The 20,947-nt window shown below is 67.1% G+C and carries 19 protein-coding genes and 1 pseudogene; 9 read left to right on the top strand and 11 right to left on the bottom strand.

The features are described from left to right. Positions 1 to 43 precede the first annotated feature (43 nt). Entirely contained in the window at positions 44 to 1,750 is a 1,707-nt protein-coding gene (locus tag L5G33_RS16900) for a class I adenylate-forming enzyme family protein (RefSeq protein WP_236999327.1), read from the top strand. A 14-nt stretch (positions 1,751 to 1,764) separates the two neighbouring features. Here L5G33_RS16900 and L5G33_RS16895 read toward each other — a convergent pair whose 3' ends face one another. From L5G33_RS16895 to L5G33_RS16875, 5 genes are read right to left on the bottom strand one after another with little or no spacing between them, the layout of a single operon-like run. Continuing rightward, the gene (locus L5G33_RS16895) at positions 1,765 to 2,769 is read right to left on the bottom strand and encodes an NAD-dependent epimerase/dehydratase family protein (protein WP_236999326.1); all 1,005 of its coding nucleotides are present in this window, start codon (positions 2,767 to 2,769) and stop codon (positions 1,765 to 1,767) included. 18 nt (positions 2,770 to 2,787) lie between these two features. Beyond that, complete coding sequence (locus L5G33_RS16890) at positions 2,788 to 3,126, bottom strand: carboxymuconolactone decarboxylase family protein (RefSeq protein WP_236999394.1); 339 nt, start codon at positions 3,124 to 3,126, stop codon at positions 2,788 to 2,790. Positions 3,127 to 3,182: 56 nt separating this feature from the next. Beyond that, positions 3,183 to 4,049 (bottom strand): NAD(P)-dependent oxidoreductase, encoded by an 867-nt coding sequence (locus tag L5G33_RS16885; RefSeq protein WP_236999325.1) that lies wholly within the window; start codon positions 4,047 to 4,049, stop codon positions 3,183 to 3,185. Next, on the bottom strand, positions 4,049 to 4,783 hold the full coding sequence (locus tag L5G33_RS16880; RefSeq protein WP_236999324.1) for an SDR family oxidoreductase: 735 nt from the start codon (positions 4,781 to 4,783) through the stop codon (positions 4,049 to 4,051). Before L5G33_RS16880 ends, L5G33_RS16885 begins: the two co-directional genes overlap by 1 nt. A 30-nt stretch (positions 4,784 to 4,813) precedes the next feature. Continuing rightward, on the bottom strand, positions 4,814 to 6,280 hold the full coding sequence (locus L5G33_RS16875; protein ID WP_236999323.1) for an aldehyde dehydrogenase: 1,467 nt from the start codon (positions 6,278 to 6,280) through the stop codon (positions 4,814 to 4,816). A gap of 97 nt (positions 6,281 to 6,377) precedes the next feature. Here L5G33_RS16875 and L5G33_RS16870 point away from each other — a divergent pair, with 97 nt between their 5' ends. Together L5G33_RS16870 and L5G33_RS16865 are read left to right on the top strand one after the other, a co-directional pair. Further along, positions 6,378 to 6,929: a nuclear transport factor 2 family protein gene (locus L5G33_RS16870; RefSeq protein ID WP_236999322.1), complete on the top strand. Its 552-nt coding sequence runs from the start codon at positions 6,378 to 6,380 to the stop codon at positions 6,927 to 6,929. Next, complete coding sequence (locus L5G33_RS16865) at positions 6,923 to 7,807, top strand: SDR family NAD(P)-dependent oxidoreductase (RefSeq protein ID WP_236999321.1); 885 nt, start codon at positions 6,923 to 6,925, stop codon at positions 7,805 to 7,807. The genes L5G33_RS16870 and L5G33_RS16865 overlap by 7 nt, the downstream gene beginning before the upstream one ends. A gap of 56 nt (positions 7,808 to 7,863) precedes the next feature. Here the strand turns inward: L5G33_RS16865 and L5G33_RS16860 are convergent, their stop codons facing one another. Beyond that, complete coding sequence (locus tag L5G33_RS16860; RefSeq protein WP_236999320.1) at positions 7,864 to 8,478, bottom strand: TetR/AcrR family transcriptional regulator; 615 nt, start codon at positions 8,476 to 8,478, stop codon at positions 7,864 to 7,866. An 86-nt stretch (positions 8,479 to 8,564) separates the two neighbouring features. Here L5G33_RS16860 and L5G33_RS16855 point away from each other — a divergent pair, with 86 nt between their 5' ends. Then, the gene (locus tag L5G33_RS16855; protein WP_236999319.1) at positions 8,565 to 9,878 is read left to right on the top strand and encodes a cytochrome P450; all 1,314 of its coding nucleotides are present in this window, start codon (positions 8,565 to 8,567) and stop codon (positions 9,876 to 9,878) included. 21 nt (positions 9,879 to 9,899) lie between these two features. On the opposite strand, the gene L5G33_RS16850 is transcribed toward L5G33_RS16855, so the two are convergent. The 3 genes from L5G33_RS16850 to L5G33_RS16840 form a co-directional block, all read right to left on the bottom strand. Continuing rightward, positions 9,900 to 10,694 (bottom strand): RCC1 domain-containing protein, encoded by a 795-nt coding sequence (locus tag L5G33_RS16850; RefSeq protein WP_236999318.1) that lies wholly within the window; start codon positions 10,692 to 10,694, stop codon positions 9,900 to 9,902. Next, positions 10,691 to 11,320 carry a DUF2461 domain-containing protein gene (locus tag L5G33_RS16845; RefSeq protein ID WP_236999317.1) on the bottom strand — a complete coding sequence of 210 codons (630 nt, stop codon included), beginning with the start codon at positions 11,318 to 11,320 and terminating at the stop codon, positions 10,691 to 10,693. The genes L5G33_RS16850 and L5G33_RS16845 overlap by 4 nt, the downstream gene beginning before the upstream one ends. A 90-nt stretch (positions 11,321 to 11,410) precedes the next feature. Beyond that, positions 11,411 to 12,181: an alpha/beta fold hydrolase gene (locus L5G33_RS16840; protein WP_236999316.1), complete on the bottom strand. Its 771-nt coding sequence runs from the start codon at positions 12,179 to 12,181 to the stop codon at positions 11,411 to 11,413. 51 nt (positions 12,182 to 12,232) lie between these two features. Here L5G33_RS16840 and L5G33_RS16835 point away from each other — a divergent pair. The 4 genes and pseudogenes from L5G33_RS16835 to L5G33_RS16820 all read left to right on the top strand — a co-directional run. Next, a pseudogene (locus L5G33_RS16835) lies at positions 12,233 to 13,513 on the top strand (condensation domain-containing protein); the annotation flags it as partial. Positions 13,514 to 13,766: 253 nt separating this feature from the next. After that, the gene (locus tag L5G33_RS16830) at positions 13,767 to 15,203 is read left to right on the top strand and encodes an amino acid permease (RefSeq protein WP_236999315.1); all 1,437 of its coding nucleotides are present in this window, start codon (positions 13,767 to 13,769) and stop codon (positions 15,201 to 15,203) included. Between the two features lie 12 nt (positions 15,204 to 15,215). Then, positions 15,216 to 16,232: an AraC family transcriptional regulator gene (locus L5G33_RS16825; protein WP_236999314.1), complete on the top strand. Its 1,017-nt coding sequence runs from the start codon at positions 15,216 to 15,218 to the stop codon at positions 16,230 to 16,232. 74 nt (positions 16,233 to 16,306) lie between these two features. Next, positions 16,307 to 17,791 carry a flavin-containing monooxygenase gene (locus L5G33_RS16820; RefSeq protein WP_236999313.1) on the top strand — a complete coding sequence of 495 codons (1,485 nt, stop codon included), beginning with the start codon at positions 16,307 to 16,309 and terminating at the stop codon, positions 17,789 to 17,791. A 103-nt stretch (positions 17,792 to 17,894) separates the two neighbouring features. On the opposite strand, the gene L5G33_RS16815 is transcribed toward L5G33_RS16820, so the two are convergent. Next, entirely contained in the window at positions 17,895 to 18,683 is a 789-nt protein-coding gene (locus L5G33_RS16815) for an ABC transporter permease (protein WP_236999312.1), read from the bottom strand. Further along, a complete protein-coding gene (locus L5G33_RS16810) occupies positions 18,683 to 19,588 on the bottom strand; it encodes an ABC transporter ATP-binding protein (RefSeq protein ID WP_236999311.1) in 906 nt (301 codons plus the stop codon). Before L5G33_RS16810 ends, L5G33_RS16815 begins: the two co-directional genes overlap by 1 nt. Positions 19,589 to 19,721: 133 nt before the next feature. On the opposite strand from L5G33_RS16810, the gene L5G33_RS16805 reads away from it, so the two are divergent. Next, positions 19,722 to 20,942 (top strand): sensor histidine kinase, encoded by a 1,221-nt coding sequence (locus L5G33_RS16805; protein ID WP_372476931.1) that lies wholly within the window; start codon positions 19,722 to 19,724, stop codon positions 20,940 to 20,942. Positions 20,943 to 20,947: the final 5 nt, after the last annotated feature.

Raw genomic sequence — 20,947 nt, 5'->3', positions numbered from 1 at the left:
CAGTTTTTGCCGTGCCTGGAGAATCGACCCGGAGGTCCTACTCGTGACAACAGCCAACGAATCGGTAGCCGCTTACCGCGAGATCGAAGCGGAACTGACCGGTCCCGACGGGCCGTTCGCGGTGATCGACACGGTGGTCGGCGGCGAGACGATGCGGGTCTACCGCGACACACCGACGAGCTTCGACGAAGTGTTCGCCGAAGCCGTCTCGGAGTACGCCGACGATACGCTGTTCGTCGAAGACGGCGTCTCGTACACCTATCGGCAGGTGTCCGACGCGGCCGGGCTGCTCGCCGGATCGTTGGTTCGTGACCACGGTGTGGCCGACGGAGACCGCGTCGGGATCGCGATGAAGAATCGGATGGCCTTCGTCGTCTCGCTCGTCGCCATCGGACGGTGCGGGGCCATCGCCGTGCTGTTCAACGGCCGCGAGAGCGAAGGCGAACTCGCCGGTGCCGTAGCCGACGCCGCGTGCGTCGTGATCGTCGCCGACGACGAGCGCGCGGCAAAGATCCGAACGCGGGACAAGGAAACCGACCTCGTCGTCGTCGGCGACGGGGACCTGCCGTCCGCGCCCGCGTGTCGCTACGACGACCTACTGGCCGGCGGCGAGCCGATCGCCGCACGAGAAGTGCCCGACCCCGATTCGGTGTCATGGATCCTGTTCACCTCCGGGACGTCCGGACGTTCCAAAGGTGTGCTGCTGACCCATAGGAACATCTGCACCCTGGTCGTGAATCTGCGCGTGATCAAGGAGTCGAATATCGCTCTCAACGCGCGCAAGTACGGAATGGAGCCGGAGGCGCTCCGCGGATTGATGCCGAAACTCTCAGCGCTGTTGATCTTCCCGCTGTTTCACACATCGGGGTTGGCATCGTTGCTGACGACCATGTCTGCGGGCGGATTCGCGGTGATCATGCCCCGCTGGAACGTGGACGCGGCGATCGAACTCATCGACGAGTACAAGCTGTCGATGCTAGCCGGACCGCCGATGGTGATCATCGATCTGTTGTCCGCGGAACCGCCCGCCGAGAAAGTCGGAACCCTGATCAACGTCTCGCCCGCGGGCCAGGCGACACCGCCCGACCTGGTGAGTCGGATCGAGCGAGTGATGCCCAACGCTGCCCGCGGCGTCGGGTGGGGGATGACCGAGACCACCGCCAGCGTGTGCACGGCGGGCGGCGACCTGCTCGCGACCCATCCGAACACCGCAGGGGCGACGAGCCCGGTGATGGAGGTGCGTGTGGTGGACGCGGCAGGCCAGGCCCTCGACGGGCCGGGCGCGACCGGTGAACTTCAGATCCGCGGCCCCCAGGTGATGGCCGGCTACCTCAACCGTCCAGAAGAGACTGCCGCGGTGCTTGACGGGTCCTGGTACCGCACAGGCGATCTCGGATACGTCGACGCCGATGGTCTGGTCTACGTCGTCGACCGCAAGAAGGACATCGTGATCACCGGCGGCGAGAACGTGTACTGCGCGGAAGTCGAGTTCACGCTGTTGGCGTCCGAACGGTTCACCGAGGTCGCGGTGTTCGGCGTGCCCGATCCGCGACAGGGCGAGAAGGTGGTCGCCGCCGTCACCGTCGCCGAGGGACTCGCCTTGACCGCGGACGATGTCCGCGACATCGTCCGCGAATCGCTCGCCGCGTATAAGACGCCGACCGACGTGGTGTTCGACCTCGGTCCGTTCCCGCGCAACGCTACGGGCAAGATCCTCAAGCGGAAGATCCGCGAGAACTTCCTGCGTTGATCGTCGCGCGCGGATCAGCGGGAGCCGCCGCCTGACGGATGCTCGTCCCACACAGCGGCGAGCGTCTCGGCAGCCGGAAGGAACGTCATGCCCAGATCGTTCTCGGCTGCCGTGTTGTCCGGGATCGGTGCGTGGACGAGGTAGCCGATCGCGGCCTCGCTCAGCTGGGACAGGAACGGCGGAACCACACCGGGCACCCGGTCGGCGACGCGGCCAGCCCAGGCGAGTATCGAGTTCGGGATCGGCCAGTGGCGGATCCGGCGGCCGGTGATCTCGCTGAGACATCGAGCCAGTTCGGCGTCGCCGAGACGATGTCCGCCCGCGACGTATCGGCGCGGACCCCGGCCGACTTCGAGTACGCGTGCGTGCAGTTCGGCTACGTCACGGACGTCCACGATCGTCAGGGCTGCCGTCCGTCCGACGACGCCCGCCCTGGTCAAGGTGATGACGGCGTCGCCGGCCTCGCCGAACCGGCCGTGCGCGGACGGCCCCATCACCGCGGTCGGGTAGACGATCACGACTGGATGGCCTGCGTCTTGGAGTTCCCGCGCGCACCGTTCGCCCGCCGCCTTCGACTGTCCGTACGCGTCCGGTCCGCCTCGCACCGGAAGGTTCGGTGCGACGCCCGGCTCCGCCGCGTCCCAGAGCGCCCCCGAACTCGACACGTAGACGATCGGGTCCATGCTGAGGTCGGCGGCCTGACCGAGGACGTTTCGGCAGGCCTCGACGTTGCGTCGGACCAAGTCGTCGGCCTTGCCCGCGTGGAGCGCGACCTCGGCGGCGGCGTGAATCACCGCATCGCATCCGGTGAGGGCCCGTCGAACGGCGTCGGGGTCGCCGATGTCACCGACGACGACGTCGGGGTCGAACCCCAGGAAGGTCACCGAGTCGGCGACCTTCTCGGGGCTGCGTGCGAGGAGCCGGACCTCGTGGCCGTGTTCGTGTACTGCCTTCGCGATCCAGCCTCCGACGAAGCCGGTCGCACCCGTCACCAGGACGCGCATCCGTTGCCTTCCCATGCCTTGCGATCGTTCGACTCAATCCTTGCGTTGAGCCCTCTCATGTTTGTCGATGACCCCACCGAACATCATGTTGAGGGCCGAACCCCGCGGCCACCCGATGTAATAACAGAGGAACAGGGCGATCTCGAGGAGTTCGTCGCCGTCGAGCTCGCCGTTGCCGAGCGCGGCGCCCGCCTGGATCTCGGCGACGTCGATCTGTCCGGTCGCAGCGAGCGCCCCCAGCAGCAGGAGGCGACGGTCACGGATGCTGAGCCCGTCACGGGACCACACCTCGCCGAACACCTGATCCGCGGTGTGGGCGAAGAAGTCGCCCGGCCCGTCCTTCATCTCCCAGCCGTACACCTTGGACATCATGTCCAGGCCCTTCTGGCGTTGCGGGGAGATCTTTTCCGAGGAATCCTCCGGAGTGCTCACTTGTCGTCCTTTCCCACGCCGAGTCCATCGGCGAATCGTTCCAGTGCCAGTGCGGTGAGAGGCAGGTCGACGCCCAGTTCGTCGCCCAGATCGAGAGCGAGTCCGAGGTCCTTCTCACCGAGGCCGCGCACGTGGTCGAACACGTCGTACCAGAAGTCGTCGCGCGCGATGGGTGCGGTTGTGTCGCGCAACATGATCGCGCCCGCGCCACCGGTGATCGCATCGGTGTGGCGGACCACCTTGCCGAGTTTCACCAGGTCGATGCCTGCGGCCTCAGCGAGCCGGGACGCCTCCGTCGTCGCGGTGAACGAGATGAAGTGCAGCAGGTTGCGGGCCAGCTTCATTTTGGTTCCCGACCCGACCGGACCCGCGTGGATCAGCATGTCGGACACGAGCGCGTACGGCGATTTGATCCGCAGGTAGGCGTCGCGGTCGCCGCCGACCATGATCGCCAGCCTGCCCTCCTTCGCGCCCTGCGCGCCGCCGGAGACGGGCGCGTCGAGGACCGCGACGCCCTTGGCCGCACACACCGCTTCAAGGTCGACCGCGGTGTGCGGGCCGATCGTCGAATGGATCACGACCACCGTGCCCGGACGTGCGCTCGCCAAGATGCCGTCGGGTCCGGTGACGACGGTGCGGACCTGCTCGTCATTGAGGACGGTGATTCCGATGACGGTGGCGGCGGACGCGATCTCGGCGGGCGATTCGGCGCGCCTCGCGCCGTCGATCGTGGCGTCCGGTCGGACGTCGCTGACGATCAGTCCGCCCGGCCAGGCGGCGAGGCGTTCGGCGATGGGGGCGCCCATGTTGCCGAGGCCGATGAATCCGACCGGTTCTGACACGGTCTCGTCGTTGCCACTCATCACCGGATGATCTGTCCGCCGTCGACGTTGAAGATCTGCCCGGTGACCCACGCCGCGTCGTCCGAGAGCAGGAACAGCAGCATCCCGGCCATGTCGTCGGGGGTGCCCATCCGCGAGAGCGGTAGCTTCCCGACCATCTCGGCAACCATGTTGCCGGGCGTCGTGGTCTTCGTCGCCTCGGTGTCGGTGGGGCCGGGCGCGATGGCGTTGATGCGGATCCCGGAGCCGCCGAGCTCGGTCGCGAGTTGCTGGGTGAGGCTGTTGACGCCAGCCTTCGCGACACCGTAGAAGCCGCTGTAGAGCCATGCTGCGGTCGACGACTGGTTGATGATCGCGCTGCCCGGCTTCATTCTCCCGTAGACGGCACGTGTCACGTTGAGCGCGCCGTCGAAGTTCACGCTCATGAACTTCTTGTAGTAGTCCCACGGAACGGTGATGAGGAAGTCGAGCTTCATGCCGCCGTAGATCGCGGCGTTGTTGACGAGGTAGTCGATCTGTCCGTACTTCTCGATCGTCGCGTCGGCGAGCGCCTCGGCGGAGTCGGGGTCGGCGACGTCGGTGTGGACGTACAGCCCGCCGATGTCCGCCGCGACGGCCTGTCCCGCCTCGTCGTTGAGGTCGGCGACGACCACGTGGCAGCCCTCCGCGGCGAGACGGCGTGCGTACACCTCGCCGATGCCGCCTGCGGCGCCGGTCACGATGGCGGTCTTTCCTTCAAAACGCTTGGTGCTCATGGGGTTCCCTCTGTGGTGGTGGTTCGGGTGTCAGGCGGGGGTTGCGATGGCTTTGGTCTCCAGGTACTCCTCGAATCCGGCGACGCCCATCTCGCGGCCGATGCCGGACTGCTTGTAGCCGCCGAACGGGACGTCCGCCGAATACCAGATGCCGCCGTTGACGCCCATAGTTCCGGTGCGGACACCGTCGACGACCTTGTTGATCCGATCGGGGTCGGTTCCCCACACGGCGCCGGACAGGCCGTACGGCGAGTCGTTGGCGATCGCGATCGCGTCGTCGTCGCCGTCGTGGGCGAGGATGACCAGTACGGGGCCGAAGATCTCCTCCTGGGCGACGCGCGCAGAGTTGTCGAGACCGGAGATGAGCGTGGGTTCGACGTAGAAGCCCTTTTCCTTGTCGGCTGGTCGACCGCCGCCGGTCTCGATGACGCCGCCCTCAGTCTTGGCGAGTTCGATGTAGCCGAGTACGCGGTCGCGCTGAACGGCGGAGATCAACGGTCCGCAGATGGTTCCACCCTTGGTGGGGTCGCCGGGCTGCAGACCGGCCATCGAGTCGCGGACCAGGCCGATCGCCTCGTCGTACTGCTCGCGAGGGACCAGCAGTCGCGTGGTGATCGCGCAGCCCTGGCCCGCATGGGTGACGACGTTGAACGCGGCCATCGAGCAGGCCGTCGCGAGGTCGGCGTCGTCGAGGACGATGAACGCCGACTTGCCGCCGAGCTCGAGGAAGACCCGCTTGAGCGTCTCGGACGCGGCGGCCATCACCTTTCGTCCGGTCGCGGTGGACCCGGTGAACGACACGATGTCCACGCGCGGGTCGGTCGACAGGAGTGCGCCGACCCGGTGATCGCTCGACGTGACCACGTTGAACACGCCTGCCGGAATGTCGGTCTCCTCGGCGACGACCTTGCCGACGAGTGCGGCACACCACGGGGTGTCGGGGGCGGGTTTGAGGACGACGGTGCATCCGGCCGCGAGGGCTGGCCCGATCTTGGCGAAATTGATCTGGTGCGGGAAGTTCCACGGCGTGATCGCGCCGACGACGCCCGCTGCTTCGCGTCGTAGGCGTCGGTCGTTGGCGATGCCCATCGGTTCCGCCCGTCCGAGATCGGTCTCCCACTCGAAGCTCTCGGCGAGGTCGGCAAAGTATCCGAGGTCGGTGATCGGGCCTTCGAGTTGGGGCCCGGAGGTCAGGAACTTGGGGGCTCCCACTTCGGCGATCGTGATCTCGCGGAGCTCGTCGAGGTGGCCGAGGAGGGCGTCGCGTAGTTGGCGGAGGCAGGTGGCGCGGAAGGCCGGGTCACGCGACCACGTGGTCGTGTCGAAGGCGGTGCGCGCGGCCGCGATGGCGGCGCTCATGTCGGCCTCGCTGCCGTCCGCGGCCTGTCCGATCACCTCTTCGGTCGCCGGGTTGACGACGTCGAAAGTGCCGGCGGAGCCGGGCACCAATTCTCCGTCGATCAACAGTTCAGAACTGTTTTCTGGCTTGAGGGACACGCCTGACTCTCCTTCTGGACAACTGTCTGGACTTGCGTTTGAACCTAATGTAGCGTCGGGTCAGATGTCCAGTACTCACAGGAAGTTGGTCGCCGCCATGGCATTCGATCGCGCTGAACTTGACGGGATGAAGGAGCGTTGGCTGCAGGCCAACATCGACGTGGAGAAGGCAGGCGACTGGCGTCCGCTGGCGGACTTCTACACCGAGGACGCGACCTACGGATGGAACTACGGCCCCAAGAACGACTTCATGGCGGTGGGGCGCGACGAGATTCGCGACATCGCCATCGGCTTGGAGATGGACGGGCTCGACGGGTGGACGTACCCGTATCAGTCGTGGGTGATCGACGAACAGACCGGCGACATGATCGGGTTGTGGAAGCAGATCAACGAGGCCACTCGTGCCGACGGCACCCACTACGCGTTGAACGGTGTGCAAGGCAGTTGGTTCAAGTACGCGGGCGACTTCAAGTGGGGCTGGCAGCGTGACTTCTTCGACTACGGCAACGTCACCGCGCTGTTCGCGGAGATGCTCACCGACGGCGTGATCACCCCGGGCCTGCAGGGCCGGATCGACCGCGTTCTGAACGCTGACGGGCCGCTTCCCGGCTGGTACCCGATCGGGCAGACGCCCGTGCCGATGTGGTGACGCCGACCGATTCGGTACTGCGCGGCAAGCGGGCCGTCGTCGCGGGCTCGAGTCGTGGCATCGGGCTGGCTGTGGCGAAAGCTCTGGTGGCCGAGGGTGTTTCGGTGATCGTCAACGGTCGGGAGGAGGCCGTCGCGCTGGCTGCCGCCACTGAACTGTCGGCCGCGGGTGGTGTCGCCGTCCCCGTGGCGGGGAGTGCTGCGGACCACGCGATTGCACAGGCGATGGTCGACGCCGCCGTCGTCGAGTTCGGTGGGGTCGACATCGTGATCAACTGTGCGGGCGCCGCAGAACCGGCAGGCTCATCGATCCTGACGGCGACGACCGACGAGTTCCGCGCGCAACTGGACGTTCACCTCGTCAGCTCGTTTGAGCTCGCCCGGGCGGCGGCGCCGCTGCTCGTCGCGCAGGGAGCGGGCGCCGTGGTACTCACCGGATCGGCGGCGTCGTCCGGCATGTTCGGCGGTATCGGTTACCCGGCGGGAAAGGGCGGGGTTAACAGTCTCGCCATGGCGCTGGCCGCGGAACTGCGGCCGAATGGAGTTCGGGTGAACGTCGTCTGCCCCGGCGGGAAGACCCGGCTGTCGTCGGGTGACGACTACCGCGCCCACATCGACGATCTGCACGAACGGGGGCTGCTCGATGAGGGGACGCGCGATGTCGCGCTCCAACCTGCGCCCGCCGAGTACGTCGCTCCGCTCTACGCCTATCTCGCGAGCGACCTCGCTGCCGACGTCACCGGTGAGATATTCAGTGCGGCAGGCGGATTCATCGGTGAGTATCCGCCGTTCCAACCCAGCTTCGTCGCTTACCGCGGCCACGACGACGAGCCGCCGTACTCACTGGCCGAAGTCGCCGCCCTCATCGCCTCCCGCTGATCGCACCGGTCGAGGACGGCGTCCACTCCGCCGTCGCGCCCTGGAATCGGTCGGACTCAGCGGGCGGTGTTGCCGGCGATCAGCGCGATACACGCCTGGGTGGTGGGTTCGATGATCGCCGACAGTGGCGTCCCGTTCTCGACGGAGTCGGCAGTCAACTCCCTGATTCCACCCCATATCATGATCGCGGTGATCCGGGAGACCGGCTCGATCCCGTCTGCGGCGACGCTCGGCGTCGACGTGATAACGACGAACAGGGAGATCCAGGCGTCCATTGCTTCGGTCTTGAGTTCTTGCGCGGGCTCGCCGAGTGCGGGGAGTTCCCGGATCCAACTCAACGTCAGTTCCGGGCGCGCTTCGCTCAGTTCGACGTACGCGGTCACGGCCTGTCGCACCTGATCGGTCCACGGGGAGGACGCGTCGACGGCGTCGGCGACGGCGTCGATCATCTCGTCGTTCGCTCCGCGCAGGACGGCGACGAAGCAGGCGGACTTGTCGGTGAAGTGCTCGTAGAAGGACCGGCGCGACATGCGGGCCACCCGGACGACGTCGGCCACGGTCGTCGCGCGGTACCCGAGGCGTGCCACGCACTCGCTCATCGCGGACAGGAGGCGGGATCGAGCCTGAAAGTCGGTGTCCGCGATTCCGTCGGTGGCGCTGGTCGATGTCACGTCTCCAGAATAGGCCCTTGCCCCCGGTGGTACGTCAGCGTACCGTCTACTGGTACGGTGTCGTACCAGTGAACGGAGACCGCCTGATGACCACCGAAGTCCCTCAGCAGTCGTCGACCTCGGCGCTGCCGCCGAAAGTGCCGCTGCCGACGTGGCTTCAGGGCGTCGGGTTTCTCGCCGCCCGCCGCGGAGTGCTCCGCGCGTGCCGAGCCCGCTACGGCCCCGTGTTCGAGCTCGAGGTTCCGGTGTTCGGGAACCTCGTAGTGATCTCCGACCCCGCGATGGCGAAACAACTGTTCACCTCCGGTGCCAAGACGATCAACGTCCAGCCGAACCTCGGCCGCGTGCTCGGCTCGGGCTCGATCTTCGCGATCGAAGGCACCGACCATCGGCGTCGCCGCAAGCTGTTGACGCCGCCGTTGCACGGCAAGCGGATCCGCACCTATGAGCAGATCGTCGAAGAGGAGACCGAGCGCGAGATCGCGACATGGCCGACCGGGAAGCGCTTCGCATCCCTGGAGCCGATGATGCGGATAACCCTCAACGTGATCCTTCGAGCGGTGTTCGGTGCCGACGGCGACGATTTCGACGATCTTCGTGCGCAACTTCCGGATCTGGTGGCGGCCGGATCGCGGTCGGCGACGATGCCGGATCTGCCTCGCGCGCTAAGCAGAGTCGACCCGAATGTGCACCTGCGTCTCCGTCGCGCGCGGTACCAGGAGACGATCCTCCGAGTGATCGGAGAGGCGCGCAGCGACCCGGATCTGGCCGACCGGGACGACATCCTCGCGCTGATGCTGCAGAGCACCTACGACGACGGCAGCGTGATGACGGACGACGAGATCGCCGACGAGCTGCTCACGCTCCTGGCGGCCGGTCACGAGACCACGGCGACCACTCTTGCGTGGCTGTTCGAACGGATTCAACGTCATCGGCCGATCCTCGACGACCTGGCGGTCGAAGCTCAAGGCGACGGCGACGAACTCCGTCACGCGGTGATCCTGGAGACGCAGCGGTCGCGACCAGTCATCGACTTTGCGGGACGACACGTCGTCGCCGACGATCTGGAGATCGGACCGTGGCGGATTCCGCGCGGACACAACGCCATGGTCGCGATCTCGCTGCTGCACGACGACAGCGAACAGTTCCGCGACCCCGCGCGTTTCGACCCGTACCGGTTCGTCGGGAGCACGCCGTCCGCTGCCTGGCTGCCGTTCGGCGGCGGCACACGACGGTGCATCGGTGCGGCGTTCGCGACGATGGAGATGGATGTGGTCGTGCGGACTGTCTTGCGTGAGTTCCGCATCGAGCCGTCGACCGCGAGGGCCGAGGCGCTGCATTCGCGCGGTGTCGCGTTCGCGCCGCGGTTCGGCGGTCGGATGGCTGTCCGACGGCGCTGAGCACAGCGGCAGTAGTGGGGGTCAGAATTCGCCAGAGGTTGCGACCGAGCCGTCACGCAACAGCCCGACCGTGAACGTCGACCCGGCCGCCACCGAGACGACGTCTTGCCACTGCTCGACGTCGCATTGATGTTGTTCGTCGGCGCCGGCGGCCACGACCGTTCGATCGTCGAGTAGTGCGATCGTGTGGTGGCTGCCCGCGGTCACACCGACGACGTTCGTCCATTCGGAGACTTCGCACGTAGGGCCGCGGCCTGCCGCGACGACGGTCCCGTCGCGTCGGAGCCCGACACTGTGCACAGACCCGGCCGCCACCGAGACTACGTCTCGCCACTGTCCGACGTCGCATTGTCGCCTGGTGTCGTTTCCAGTGGCGCGAACGGATCCGTCGGCGAGAAGTCCGACCGAGTGCCAGTCGCCGCACGCGACGGCGAGGACGCCACGCCAGTCGTCAACGGCGCACTGCTGTTCGCGGTTGCGCCCCGCGGCTAGGGCGGTCCCGTCGGCGCGGACGCCGATAGTCCGCCGCCAACCCGCCGCGATCGCCACCACGTCTGTCCAGTGGGCCACGTCGCACTGGCCGTCGTCGTTCCATCCGGTCGCCACCACGGTTCCGTCGTCTCGGAGTCCGACGGTGTGCGAGCGGCCGGTGTTGCGCGCAGCGTGGACGGCGCCTGCCGCGATCGCGACGACGTCGGTCCAGTCGCCGACAGCGCATTCGCCCGCGCGGCCGTCGCCCACTGCGGTGACGGTTCCGTCGTCTCGGAGCCCGCCCCAGTGTCGTCGGCCCGCCGCGAGCGCGGCGAACGCGCTCATCCGCCGTGTTGGACGAGCCAGTCGAGGAGCGGCCGTGTCTGTCTCCAGTGTGCGCGGATCTCGTCGACGAGATCGGGGGTGTGGATGATTCCCTCGAAGCCGTAGTCGCGGTTGGCGATCAATGACCGGTGTCGGAGGAGTTCGATTCGTGGGTGGTCTTTCGCCCACCCACGAGGTGCGGTCTTGAGCCGGTCGCCGTCGATTTCCCAGCCTCGTCGCTGGAGTCCGTCAACAAGCTTCTCGAGCTCGGCGCCGTGCAGGTCGTCGTCGATGGCGCGGCGCAGGAAGGCCAGGCGTTCAGGTTCGGCGTGATAGAAGCCTGCCCCGACGCGGACCCCGGGGGCGCCGATCTGGACGTAGTAGCCGGTTGCCGGGGCGACGGCGACGAAGGCGCCCTGGTGGGTCTTGTACGGTGTCTTGTCCTTCGAGAATCGCACGTCACGGTATGGGCGGAAGATCTTCGCGTCGCCGAACTCGTCGGCCAACTCGGCGGTGAGAGCGGTCATCGGCGCGGCGACAGCATCGCGGTAGACGTCGCGGTGCGCGTCCCAGAAGACTCTGCTGTTGTCGATCTCGAGGTCGTCGTAGAAGTCGAGGGCCGCTTCGGGGAATCCAGTGAAGCTCATGGGTCGAGAATATCGACCGGGCGTACTACGAGCTGGACACCGGGTTCAGCAGCTTCGCGGCAGGCCCACATTCGACCCGCGCGCCGCCGATCAGAACAGTGAATGGTGCAGAAGCGATGGCCACTGCGCCAGATCGGCAGGAGTGCGGGCAACGGTCAGCGATGCGTTCGGCAGTGTCTCGACGAGTGCCTGTGCGGTCGAGAGGGGATGAGCGGGGTCGTCGATCCAGGCGAGGATCGTCGTGGGCACGGCGATCGCGGTGATGTCGTCGAGCGGTGGCAGGTCGCTGAGCGCGGCGCCCCGCAGTACTGAGGGGAGCAGCGATTCGGCGACAGCGGGCAGGGTCGGCGGTGCGTCCGCCGACGCCGGAGGGTGTGGGCTGTCGGCTCCCGAGGCGACGAACGCCGCGAGCCCCTCCTGCTCGACGATGTCGGCTGACCGTCGATACTCCTCGGCCTTGGCACCTCGGGTGGCCCATGCCGTCGCGGGAACCATCAGTGTGAGGCTCGAGAATCTTTCGGGTTCGCGGACTGCCGCATGCAGCAGGGTGCCGGCGCCCATCGACGGCCCGACTCCGTGGACCCGCTCGCCGGGGAACCAGTGGTCGAGGAGCCGCAGGAGGTCGTCGGCGAGATTCGTCCACCGATAGTCGTCGGGCGCCGCGGCACCGGTCGACTCGCCGTGGCCGCGCGCGTCGTACCGCAGCAGGCGTGTCCCGGACAGGCCGCGACCGAGGTCCATGCCGAGCACACGGTCACGTGACCGGCTCGACGTCAGGCCGTGCAATTGGACGACGGCCCGTCCACCTTCGTCGCTGAACTGGGTCGCGATCCGGGCTCCGGGAACGTCGAACGTGGGCACGGGTCTCTCCTGGAGTTGCGGCGATCGGGATGGGGCGTAGCGTACACCGGCATGCGTCTGGACAACGTCGGCCACCTGCGACTGCCGTTCGGCAGGCTGTGGGGGTACGACGTGCGTGTCGGCGACCGCGGCACCGAGCAGCCGGTCTCGTTCGACCAGCGGCGACACGTCGGAGCGGGGGATCGGCCAGGTTCGTGGATGGCGCTCTCGTTCCGCCTCGACGGGCCGGTGGACCGTGGGGTTCTCGCGTCGGCGTGGCTCGCCGTGATCGATCGCCACGACACGCTGCGGACGGTGTTCGCCCCGGGCGACGACGGACCGCGGCTGTTCGAGGTCGACATCGCTCCGGGCGGCTGGGTCGAGCACCCGATCGGGCCGGGGCAGGCGGTCAACGAGGCTCTCCGCGACGTCCTCGACACCGCGTGCTCGCCGTACGTTTCGCCGTCGCACCGCTTGTGCGTATTGGAGACGGCGACGTCGTCGACTGTCGTCGTCGCGGCCGACCATTCGCACGTGGACATGTGGTCAATGCTCGTCGTCGCCCGAGATCTGCTCGCCGGAATCACCGCGGGCGGGCGCCCGTCGCTGCCGGCCGCTGCTGCGTTCGTCGATCACACGCGTGCGCTCGCGGAGCGCCCGACGGCTCCCTCCGACGTGCACCGCCGGTGGGAGGAGATCCTGACAGCCGGCGGCGGTGTGATGCCTCGATTCCCGCTGCAGTTGGGGCCAGCCGAGCCTCAACCCGAGCGCGTCGAAGTGCGTGACGTGTTCGACGTCGACCAAAGTGCGACGTTCTCCGCGCAGGCGCGTGCCGACGGAGTGTCGACGTTGTCGCTCGCGGTGTCGGTGATGACCGCGGTGACCCGTGACCTCGCGGATGCCCCGCTGCGCGCCGTGTTTCCGGTGCACAGCCGATACGAGGACACCTGGCACGAGTCGGTCGGCTGGTTCATCACGAACTCGGTGCTCGAATCGGCCGACCCGGATCCGGCGGCGAGCGCCGACGCCATCCGCGAGGCGGTGCGCCTCGGTTCGTGGCCGCTGCGCGACGTGTTGGACGCGTGGGGTGGCGACATGCCGGAGAAAGCAGGCATGTTCGCGATCTCATGGCTCGACCTCCGGCGTCTCCCGGTACAGATCGACTCGCACACGATCGACGCGCAGTACGTCGGAGCGGTCATCCGCACCGATGGCGTCATGCTGTGGTTCATCCTCGACGACGCTGGCCTGCATCTGCGATGCCGATACCCGGACACCGTCGACGCTCGCCGCAATGTGGGTGGCTGGCTCGACGTCCTCGTCGAACGAATGCGGTCGCTGGCAGCCTCATCGTGATCACCCGGCGGCTCTGAGCGTCGCGAGGATATCTCCCCGCGATGTCACGTACCTACACCGCTCAGGCGCCACGACCGCCGATAGCCCGATGCTGGCCCCCTGCGGTGTAGGTTTCGCTGCCGCAGCACCCGTACGCCCCAGGTCGATGTAAGTCGTCCATCGGTTTCTACGTGAACCAGGTAACACGCGAGATACACGACGAGAGTAGATTCACTCCCGCTGCACAACGCATACCCAGAGAGGAACGCCGGTGACGTCTACACCGCAGAGCGCCGACAAGGTCGACGACACGAGCGTCGACGAGGGCTACCAGAGAGGCCTCACGTCCGGCACCGTGCAGATGATCGCCATCGGCGGAGCCATCGGCACCGGCCTGTTCTACGGGGCGGGCGGCGCGATCGAGAAGGCAGGCCCGGCCCTGATCCTGGCGTACGCCCTCGCAGGTCTCGCGATCTTCATCGTGATGCGATCCCTCGGTGACCTCCTGCTCTACCGCCCGATCTCCGGCGGCATCAGCGAGTACGCCGACGAGTTCCTCGGTCGGTTCATGGGCTTCAGCCAGGGCTGGACGTACTGGGCAGTGTGGGTCACCACCTGCATGGCCGAAATCACGGTGGCCGGCAAGTACATCAACTACTGGTGGCCGGCGATCCCGGTATGGGTGACCGCACTCGTCGCGCTCATCGTGCTGTTCGGCGCGAATCTGATCTCCGTCGGACTGTTCGGTCGCGCCGAATTCTGGTTCTCGGCGATCAAGGTGACCGCCATCCTCGGCATGATCATCATCGGCATCGGCGTGCTGCTCCCGATCTCCGGGCTGGGGCCGGACGCCGGACCGTCGGTGACGAATCTGTGGAGCGACGGCGGCTTCTTCGCAACCGGATTCACCAACGCGCTGCTCAGCCTGCAGATCGTCATGTTCGCCTACGTCGGTGTCGAACTCGTCGGCGTCACCGCGGGTGAGGCGCAGAATCCGCGCGTCACCCTCCGCCGCGCCATCAACTCGGTCCCGTTTCGCATCGGCATCTTCTACGTCGGTTCGCTCCTTGTCATCCTGTCGGTCCGTAGCTGGAAGGACTTTCACGAGGGCACCAGCCCGTTCGTCGCTGTGTTCCAATACATCGGCATCCCGGGCGCGGCGGGCATCGTCAACTTCATCCTGCTCACCGCAGCGTTGTCCTCGTGCAACTCGGGCATCTACTCGACCGGACGCATGGTGCGATCGCTGTCGCAGCGCGGCGACGCACCGAGCGCCCTCGCCAACTTGTCGAGCCGTCAAGTACCGGTCACCGGCATCGTGCTCAGCGCCGTCGTCATGGTGATCGGCGTGGTCGTCAACGTGATCGACCCGGAGCACGCGTTCACCTACATCACGTCCGTGTCGACGGTCGGAATCGTCGTCGTGTGGGCGACGATCATCGTGTGTCAGATGCGGTACCGGTTCAAGGTCCGTTCCGGGGATCTGCCCGACTCCGGCTATCCCGTCCCGGGCGGCATGGTCAGCTCCACGGTCGCGCTCGCGTTCCTCGGCATGGTCGTCGTGCTGTTGTTCTTCAACGAGGACGGTCGGATCGCCCTCGTCGTCGGCGCCATCTGGTTCATCATCGTGACGGCCTGCTACTTCGGGTGGACGGGCGGCCGACGTCGACAGGTCAGGCGCTCCGGAACGCCCGCCGTGATGCGCTGACCGTCGGCCACCATGGATTGGAGCATCCCGCGGTCGTCGGCGGGAGTCCTCGTCTTGCTGGGCCTCGCCCGAGACGCCGGGCTGTCCGATGAGCAGACGCTCGCCGGCACCGGGCTCGACGTCGATGTCGTGACGCGACCCGACTCGGAAGTTCAGCTCCGACAGGAACTCGTCGTCGTCGGCAACCTCGTCGACGCGCTCGGCGACCGCACCGGCGTCGGCGTGCGGGCCGGTGCTCGCTACCAGCTGACGACGTACGGGATTTTCGGGTTCGCGCTGATCAGCAGCCCGACTCTGCGGAGCGCCGTGGAGGTCGGGCTGCGCTACTTCGACCTGACGTTTGCGTTCTCGCGCATCGAGCCACGCGACGTTGGCGACCGGTTCGAGCTGGTGTTCACCGTCCCGGACGTGCCGGCGGCTGTGCGACGATTCGTCGTTGAACGGGACCTCGCCGCAGTGCGCACGATCGCGCGCGACCTCGTCGCCGACGCGGATCGTCCGCTCGAGATCCAGTTCGCCTTCGACGAACCCGACCACATCGAGCCGTACATCGAGGTGTTCGACGCGCGTCCCGTGTTCGGGTGCGACGAGACGCTGCTGCGTCTGCCGCGAGAGGTCATCGATGAGCCGTTGCCGCGCGCCGATGCGCAGGCGGCGGCGTTCGCGCAGGCGCAGTGCCGCGACCTGCTGCGCACGCGGGCGGCACGGTCGGGGCTGGCGGCACGGGTCCAAGATCTGCTGACGACCGACCCGGCGAAACCGCCGACCGCAGACGAGGCGGCGCGCGCTCTCGCGATGAGCACCCGGACGTTGCGTCACCGGCTGGCGGCCGAGGGCTCCTCGTATCGCGGTCTGCTGCAGGAGATGCGCTCTCGACTCGCCGAGGAGATGTTGGTGAGCGGGCGACTCACCGTCACCGAGACCGCGCAGCGGCTGGGCTATGTCGAGGTGTCGAGCTTCTCGCAGGCCTTCCACCGCTGGCACGGCTGCGGTCCCGCCGAGTACGTGCGGCATCGCACCGGCCGCTGAGGGTTGCCGAAACGAGTAACTCTTGCGCCGTCGTGCACCTGCCGACCGCGCGGCCGCGGTTATACCGTGAGGGCATGACAGCAGATACGCGCCCGACGATCGCCATTATCGGCACCGGATTCGGCGGCATCGGGATGGCCGCACAGCTCACCCAGGCCGGCTACGACGACTTCGTCATCTTCGAGAAGGCCGACGACGTCGGGGGAGTGTGGCGCGACAACGAGTATCCGGGAGCCGAATGCGATGTGCCGTCGCACCTGTACTCGTTCTCGTTCGCGCCGAAACCCGACTGGTCACGGAGGTTCGCCGGCCAGCAGGAGATCGTCGGATACTTGAACGAGTGCGCCGACCGTTTCGATCTCCGCCGAAACATCCGGTTCGGCACCGAGGTCCTCAACGCGACGTTCGACGAGTCGGCAGGCGAATGGGAACTCGAGCTGAACGGCGAGCAGACACATCGCGCGCAGATACTGATCGCAGCGACCGGCCAGCTGAGTCGTCCCGCCTACCCGCGGATCGACGGCATCGACAGCTTCTCCGGGACAATGTTCCATTCGGCGACGTGGGACCACGACTACGAGTTCGAAGGCAAGAGGGTCGCGGTGATCGGGACCGGCGCGTCCGCCATCCAGTTCGTCCCGCACATCGCTCATCGCGCTGCGGGTCTGGAACTGTTCCAGCGGCACGCGCCGCACGTCATCGACAAACCCGATTACCCGTACCGGCGGAGCGTGATCGCGGCGTTCAAACGATTCCCGACACTGCTGAAGGCGTCGCGTCTCGCGACGTACGCGTGGTTGGAGCCGCGTGGGCTGGGGTTCAACGGCTCCAAGTCGGGCCGGCTGTTGATCAGCGTCTTCGAGAAGCGGTATCTGAGGTCGTTGAAGAAGCAGATCGCGGACCCGGAGCTGCGTCGCAAGGTGACTCCGACGGATCCGATGGGGTGCAAGCGGATCCTCATGTCGAACGACTACTACCCGGCTCTCGTCCGCGAGCACGTCGACGTCGTCACGGACGGTATCGAGCGCATCGAACCCAGCGGTGTGGTGACAGTAGACGGAAAGCTGCACGAGGTAGACGCCATCGTCCTGGGTACGGGGTTCGCTGCCACCGAATTCCTGGCGCCGATGACGGTGACCGGGCTCGGCGGCGAAGACTTGAACGAGGCGTGGCGCGACGGCGCTCAGGCGTATCTGGGCATCGCGGTGGCCGGGTTCCCGAACTTCTTCATGCTGTACGGGCCCAACACGAACCTGTCGCACAACTCGATCGTCTACATGCTCGAATCGCAGTTCGCGTACATCGTCGACGCGGTGCGGGAGATCGATCGCAGCGCAGGCCGGTGGCTCACCGTCCGGCAAGACGTGGAGGACGCCTACAACGCCGACATCCAGGCACAGCTCGGTACGACGGTCTGGGCGACGGGATGCGACGGCTGGTACACGACGGCGTCCGGCAAGAATACCCAGAACTGGCCGGGGTTCACCTTCAAGTATCGTTCGGCGACACGCGAATTCGATCCGAACGCCTATGCGGCGCCAGGGGCGACGCACGCGTAGACCGGCGATGACGAAGAACGCGGTCGGTGGGCCCGGGGAAACTCGGGCGCACCGACCGCGTTGTTTCGCGTTCAGTTCCTCCAGGTGAAGTGACCCCTCCCGGTCACTTGACCTCTGAACGCATTATTCGGTTGACACCGAAGAACAAGGGGATCGCGAACCAGATGACGCAGCCGGACAGGAAATGCGCCCAGTCCGAGCCCGACGGCGAGGACGCCAGCATCGGGAGGCGGATCCAGTCGATCAGGTGGTCGTTGATCCAGGGCACGACGGCGCCGATGATCTCCAGCACCGTCGGGATGACGAAGTAGGCGACGATCGCGGCGGGCGTGTTCAAAAGCAGTGCGGCGAACGCGAATCCGACGAGTACGCCGACCAGTATGTTGAGCAGTCCGGAGACCAGTGCGCTTCCCGAGATCGACCACTCGCCGCCGTCGGAGTAGATCAGCCCGCCGACGAGATTGCACAGTGCGCCGAGCGCGAGCGCGATCACGACGGCCGCGATCGAGGCGATGATCGAGACGGTCAGCTTGGCGACGATGACCCGTTCGCGCCGCGGCTCCATCGTGAACGTGGTGAGCGCGTTCCGTTGGCTCCACTCACTGGTCACCAGCAGGATCGCCATCACCGGCAGCAGGAATGCCATCGGAGCGGTCATCAGGTCGAACAGATTCGCGAAGGTGATGTTGCCGTCCGCGCTGGAGTCGGACGTGCCCGGACCGACGATCAGAACGACGACGCCGATGATCGCCGAGATCGCGGCGATGGACGCCGCCAACCAGAAGCTGGCGCGGGTGTCGACGAGTTTGCGGAGTTCGACCTTGATCAGTCGGCTCAACGGGATGCCGGGGCCGGTGAAGACGGCCGACGCGGGCTGTGTGGTCGCGGTCATCACTGGACTCCCTGTGGCTGTTCGCGCTGGTTCTGCTGGGTGAGCTGGAGGAACATCTCCTCCAGGCGGGCGCCGTCGCCGCCGCGCAGTTCGACGAGGTGGACCTGTGCGTCGAGCGCGATACGACCGACGACGTCGGGGGTCGCTTCGACGCGGAAACCGCCGCCGTCCACCGGATGGGCGGCCACCCCCGCGGCATGCAGGGACTGGCCGAGATAGTTGTTGTCGACGGCGCGGACCACCGAACCCGTGCCCGCGAGGAGTTCTTCCTTCGTGCCTTCGGCGACGATCCGTCCGTTGCCGATCACCACGAGGTCGTCGGCGATGATCTCGATCTCGTGTAGCAGATGTGAGGAGAGGAGGACGGCGCCGCCGCGGTCGGCATACCCACGCAGGAGTGTGCGCATCCAGTGGATGCCCGCCGGGTCGAGGCCGTTGGCCGGTTCGTCGAGCATCAGGACGCTGGGGTCGCCGAGGAGAGCGTTCGCGATGCCCAGGCGCTGCCGCATGCCGAGCGAGTAGTTGCGGACACGACGGCCGGCCTCCTGCGGGGTCAGGCTGACCATCGCGAGAGCGTCGTCGACGCGGGACGCGGGGACCCCCAACGTGGTCGCCGACAGACGGAGGATCTCGGCTCCGGTGCGGCCGGCGTGCTGTGCCGACGCGTCTAGCAGGACGCCGACGTGGGTCGCTGGATTGGGGATGTCGCGGTAGGCGACACCGTTGATGGTGGCGCTGCCCGATCCGGCGGGGGTCAGACCGGCGATGATGCGCATGGTCGTCGATTTGCCTGCGCCGTTCGGACCCAGGAATCCGGTCACCCGCCCCGGCTTGCAGGTGAACGAGACGTCGTCGACGGCGACGAAGTCGCCGTAGCGCTTCGTGAGGTTCTTGACTTCGATCATGACGTTAATACTCGTCGCCCCAGACTGGATTGTCATCAGTCTCGGGGACAGTTCCGCATCATCCGAAAGTATGAGATCGGTGTCGACCCCGGACGGAAGCAGTGTCGTGACCGACGCGACTAGCCTGTACCTCGTGCGTCCCGCCGACTACCAACCGACCCTCACCTGGTGGGGTCACACGTGGCGGATCATCGGCGTCGTGGCCGTGTCGGCCCTCGGCTGGGCGCCGCGCGTCGCGTACCAGTGGAGCGAGCACCGATGGTGGTTCGCCGTCGACCTCGCTCTCGGCGTGCTCGCACTGGCGATGGTGATGCGGTACCGGCGGACCCACCCGGTGCTCGTCGCGACGATCACCAACCTGATGACGGTGGTGTCGACGACGGCGGGCGGTCCGGCGGTCTTGGCTCTCGTGTCGTTGTCGACGCGCAGGCGGTGGAAGGAGATCGTCCCGCAGACGCTGCTGACGATCACGTGCATGCTGGCAGGCGAGCACGTGTTGCGGGCACCGGACGAAGCCGAGTTGACCGTCGTCGACGGGGCCCTGTTCGTCTTGATCGCCGCGCTCGTCGTCGCGTGGGGCATGTACATCGGTTCGCGCCGCGAACTGCTCGCCAGCTGGCGGGCGCGTGCACTGCTCAGCGAGGCCGAGCAGGCCGCACACGTTCGCGAAGCGCAGAGCGCGGAACGCGCCCGGATCGCTCGCGAGATGCATGACGTGCTCGCACACCGCATCTCGGCGGCAAGCATGTATGCGGGGGCGCTCGCGTTCCGGGACGATCTGTCGCCGGAAGAGGTGAAGGCGACGGCGCAGACGATTCAACAGACGTCGCACCAGGCGTTGACCGAACTGCGTGAGGTGCTCGGCGTGCTGCGGGACGGCCCGGGCGACGCCGACCCCGAACGCCCGCAGGCCACCGCAGCGCACGTGCGGGAATTGATCGAGGAGAATCGTCGGACGGGTATGCGGATCGACGTGCACTGGAGCCTCGGCGTGAACGGGGACCTCGACGTCGACGCCTTGCCCGCCGTGCTGGGGCGGACGGTCTACCGCTGCGTCCAAGAGTCGTTGACCAACGCCCGCAAACACGCGCCCGCCAGCCGGGTGCGCGTGTCGGTGAGCGGTGAGCCGGGCCGCGGCGTCGACATCCACGTGGAGAATCCGCTGTCGCTCGCCGCCGGCCAGACACCGCCCGAGTCGGGTTTCGGGCTCGTCGGTCTCGCCGAGCGTGTCGCTCTCGCGGGCGGCCGCCAAGTCCATCGGACGACGGGTGGTGGCACGTTCGTGCTCGCGGTGTGGTTACCGTGGCAGAAACAAACGGGGCTGGCCGAAGAATCGGGGCTTGCTGATGAATAGGGCGG

Source organism: Gordonia liuliyuniae (genome assembly GCF_021738805.1).
GTDB classification, from domain to species: Bacteria; Actinomycetota; Actinomycetes; order Mycobacteriales; family Mycobacteriaceae; genus Gordonia; species Gordonia liuliyuniae.
The sequence above is the reverse complement of the archived record's forward strand: the minus strand, read 5'-3'. Positions and strand labels throughout refer to the sequence as shown.

Coding starts and splice junctions, on each gene's coding strand:
- L5G33_RS16895 (WP_236999326.1), bottom strand. CDS start 2,769: ATGGGAAGGCAACGGATGCGCGTCCTGGTGACGGGTGCGACCGGCTTC.
- L5G33_RS16890 (WP_236999394.1), bottom strand. CDS start 3,126: ATGATGTCCAAGGTGTACGGCTGGGAGATGAAGGACGGGCCGGGCGAC.
- L5G33_RS16885 (WP_236999325.1), bottom strand. CDS start 4,049: ATGAGTGGCAACGACGAGACCGTGTCAGAACCGGTCGGATTCATCGGC.
- L5G33_RS16880 (WP_236999324.1), bottom strand. CDS start 4,783: ATGAGCACCAAGCGTTTTGAAGGAAAGACCGCCATCGTGACCGGCGCC.
- L5G33_RS16870 (WP_236999322.1), top strand. CDS start 6,378: ATGGCATTCGATCGCGCTGAACTTGACGGGATGAAGGAGCGTTGGCTG.
- L5G33_RS16855 (WP_236999319.1), top strand. CDS start 8,565: ATGACCACCGAAGTCCCTCAGCAGTCGTCGACCTCGGCGCTGCCGCCG.
- L5G33_RS16850 (WP_236999318.1), bottom strand. CDS start 10,694: ATGAGCGCGTTCGCCGCGCTCGCGGCGGGCCGACGACACTGGGGCGGG.
- L5G33_RS16845 (WP_236999317.1), bottom strand. CDS start 11,320: ATGAGCTTCACTGGATTCCCCGAAGCGGCCCTCGACTTCTACGACGAC.
- L5G33_RS16825 (WP_236999314.1), top strand. CDS start 15,216: ATGGATTGGAGCATCCCGCGGTCGTCGGCGGGAGTCCTCGTCTTGCTG.
- L5G33_RS16820 (WP_236999313.1), top strand. CDS start 16,307: ATGACAGCAGATACGCGCCCGACGATCGCCATTATCGGCACCGGATTC.
- L5G33_RS16815 (WP_236999312.1), bottom strand. CDS start 18,683: ATGACCGCGACCACACAGCCCGCGTCGGCCGTCTTCACCGGCCCCGGC.
- L5G33_RS16810 (WP_236999311.1), bottom strand. CDS start 19,588: ATGATCGAAGTCAAGAACCTCACGAAGCGCTACGGCGACTTCGTCGCC.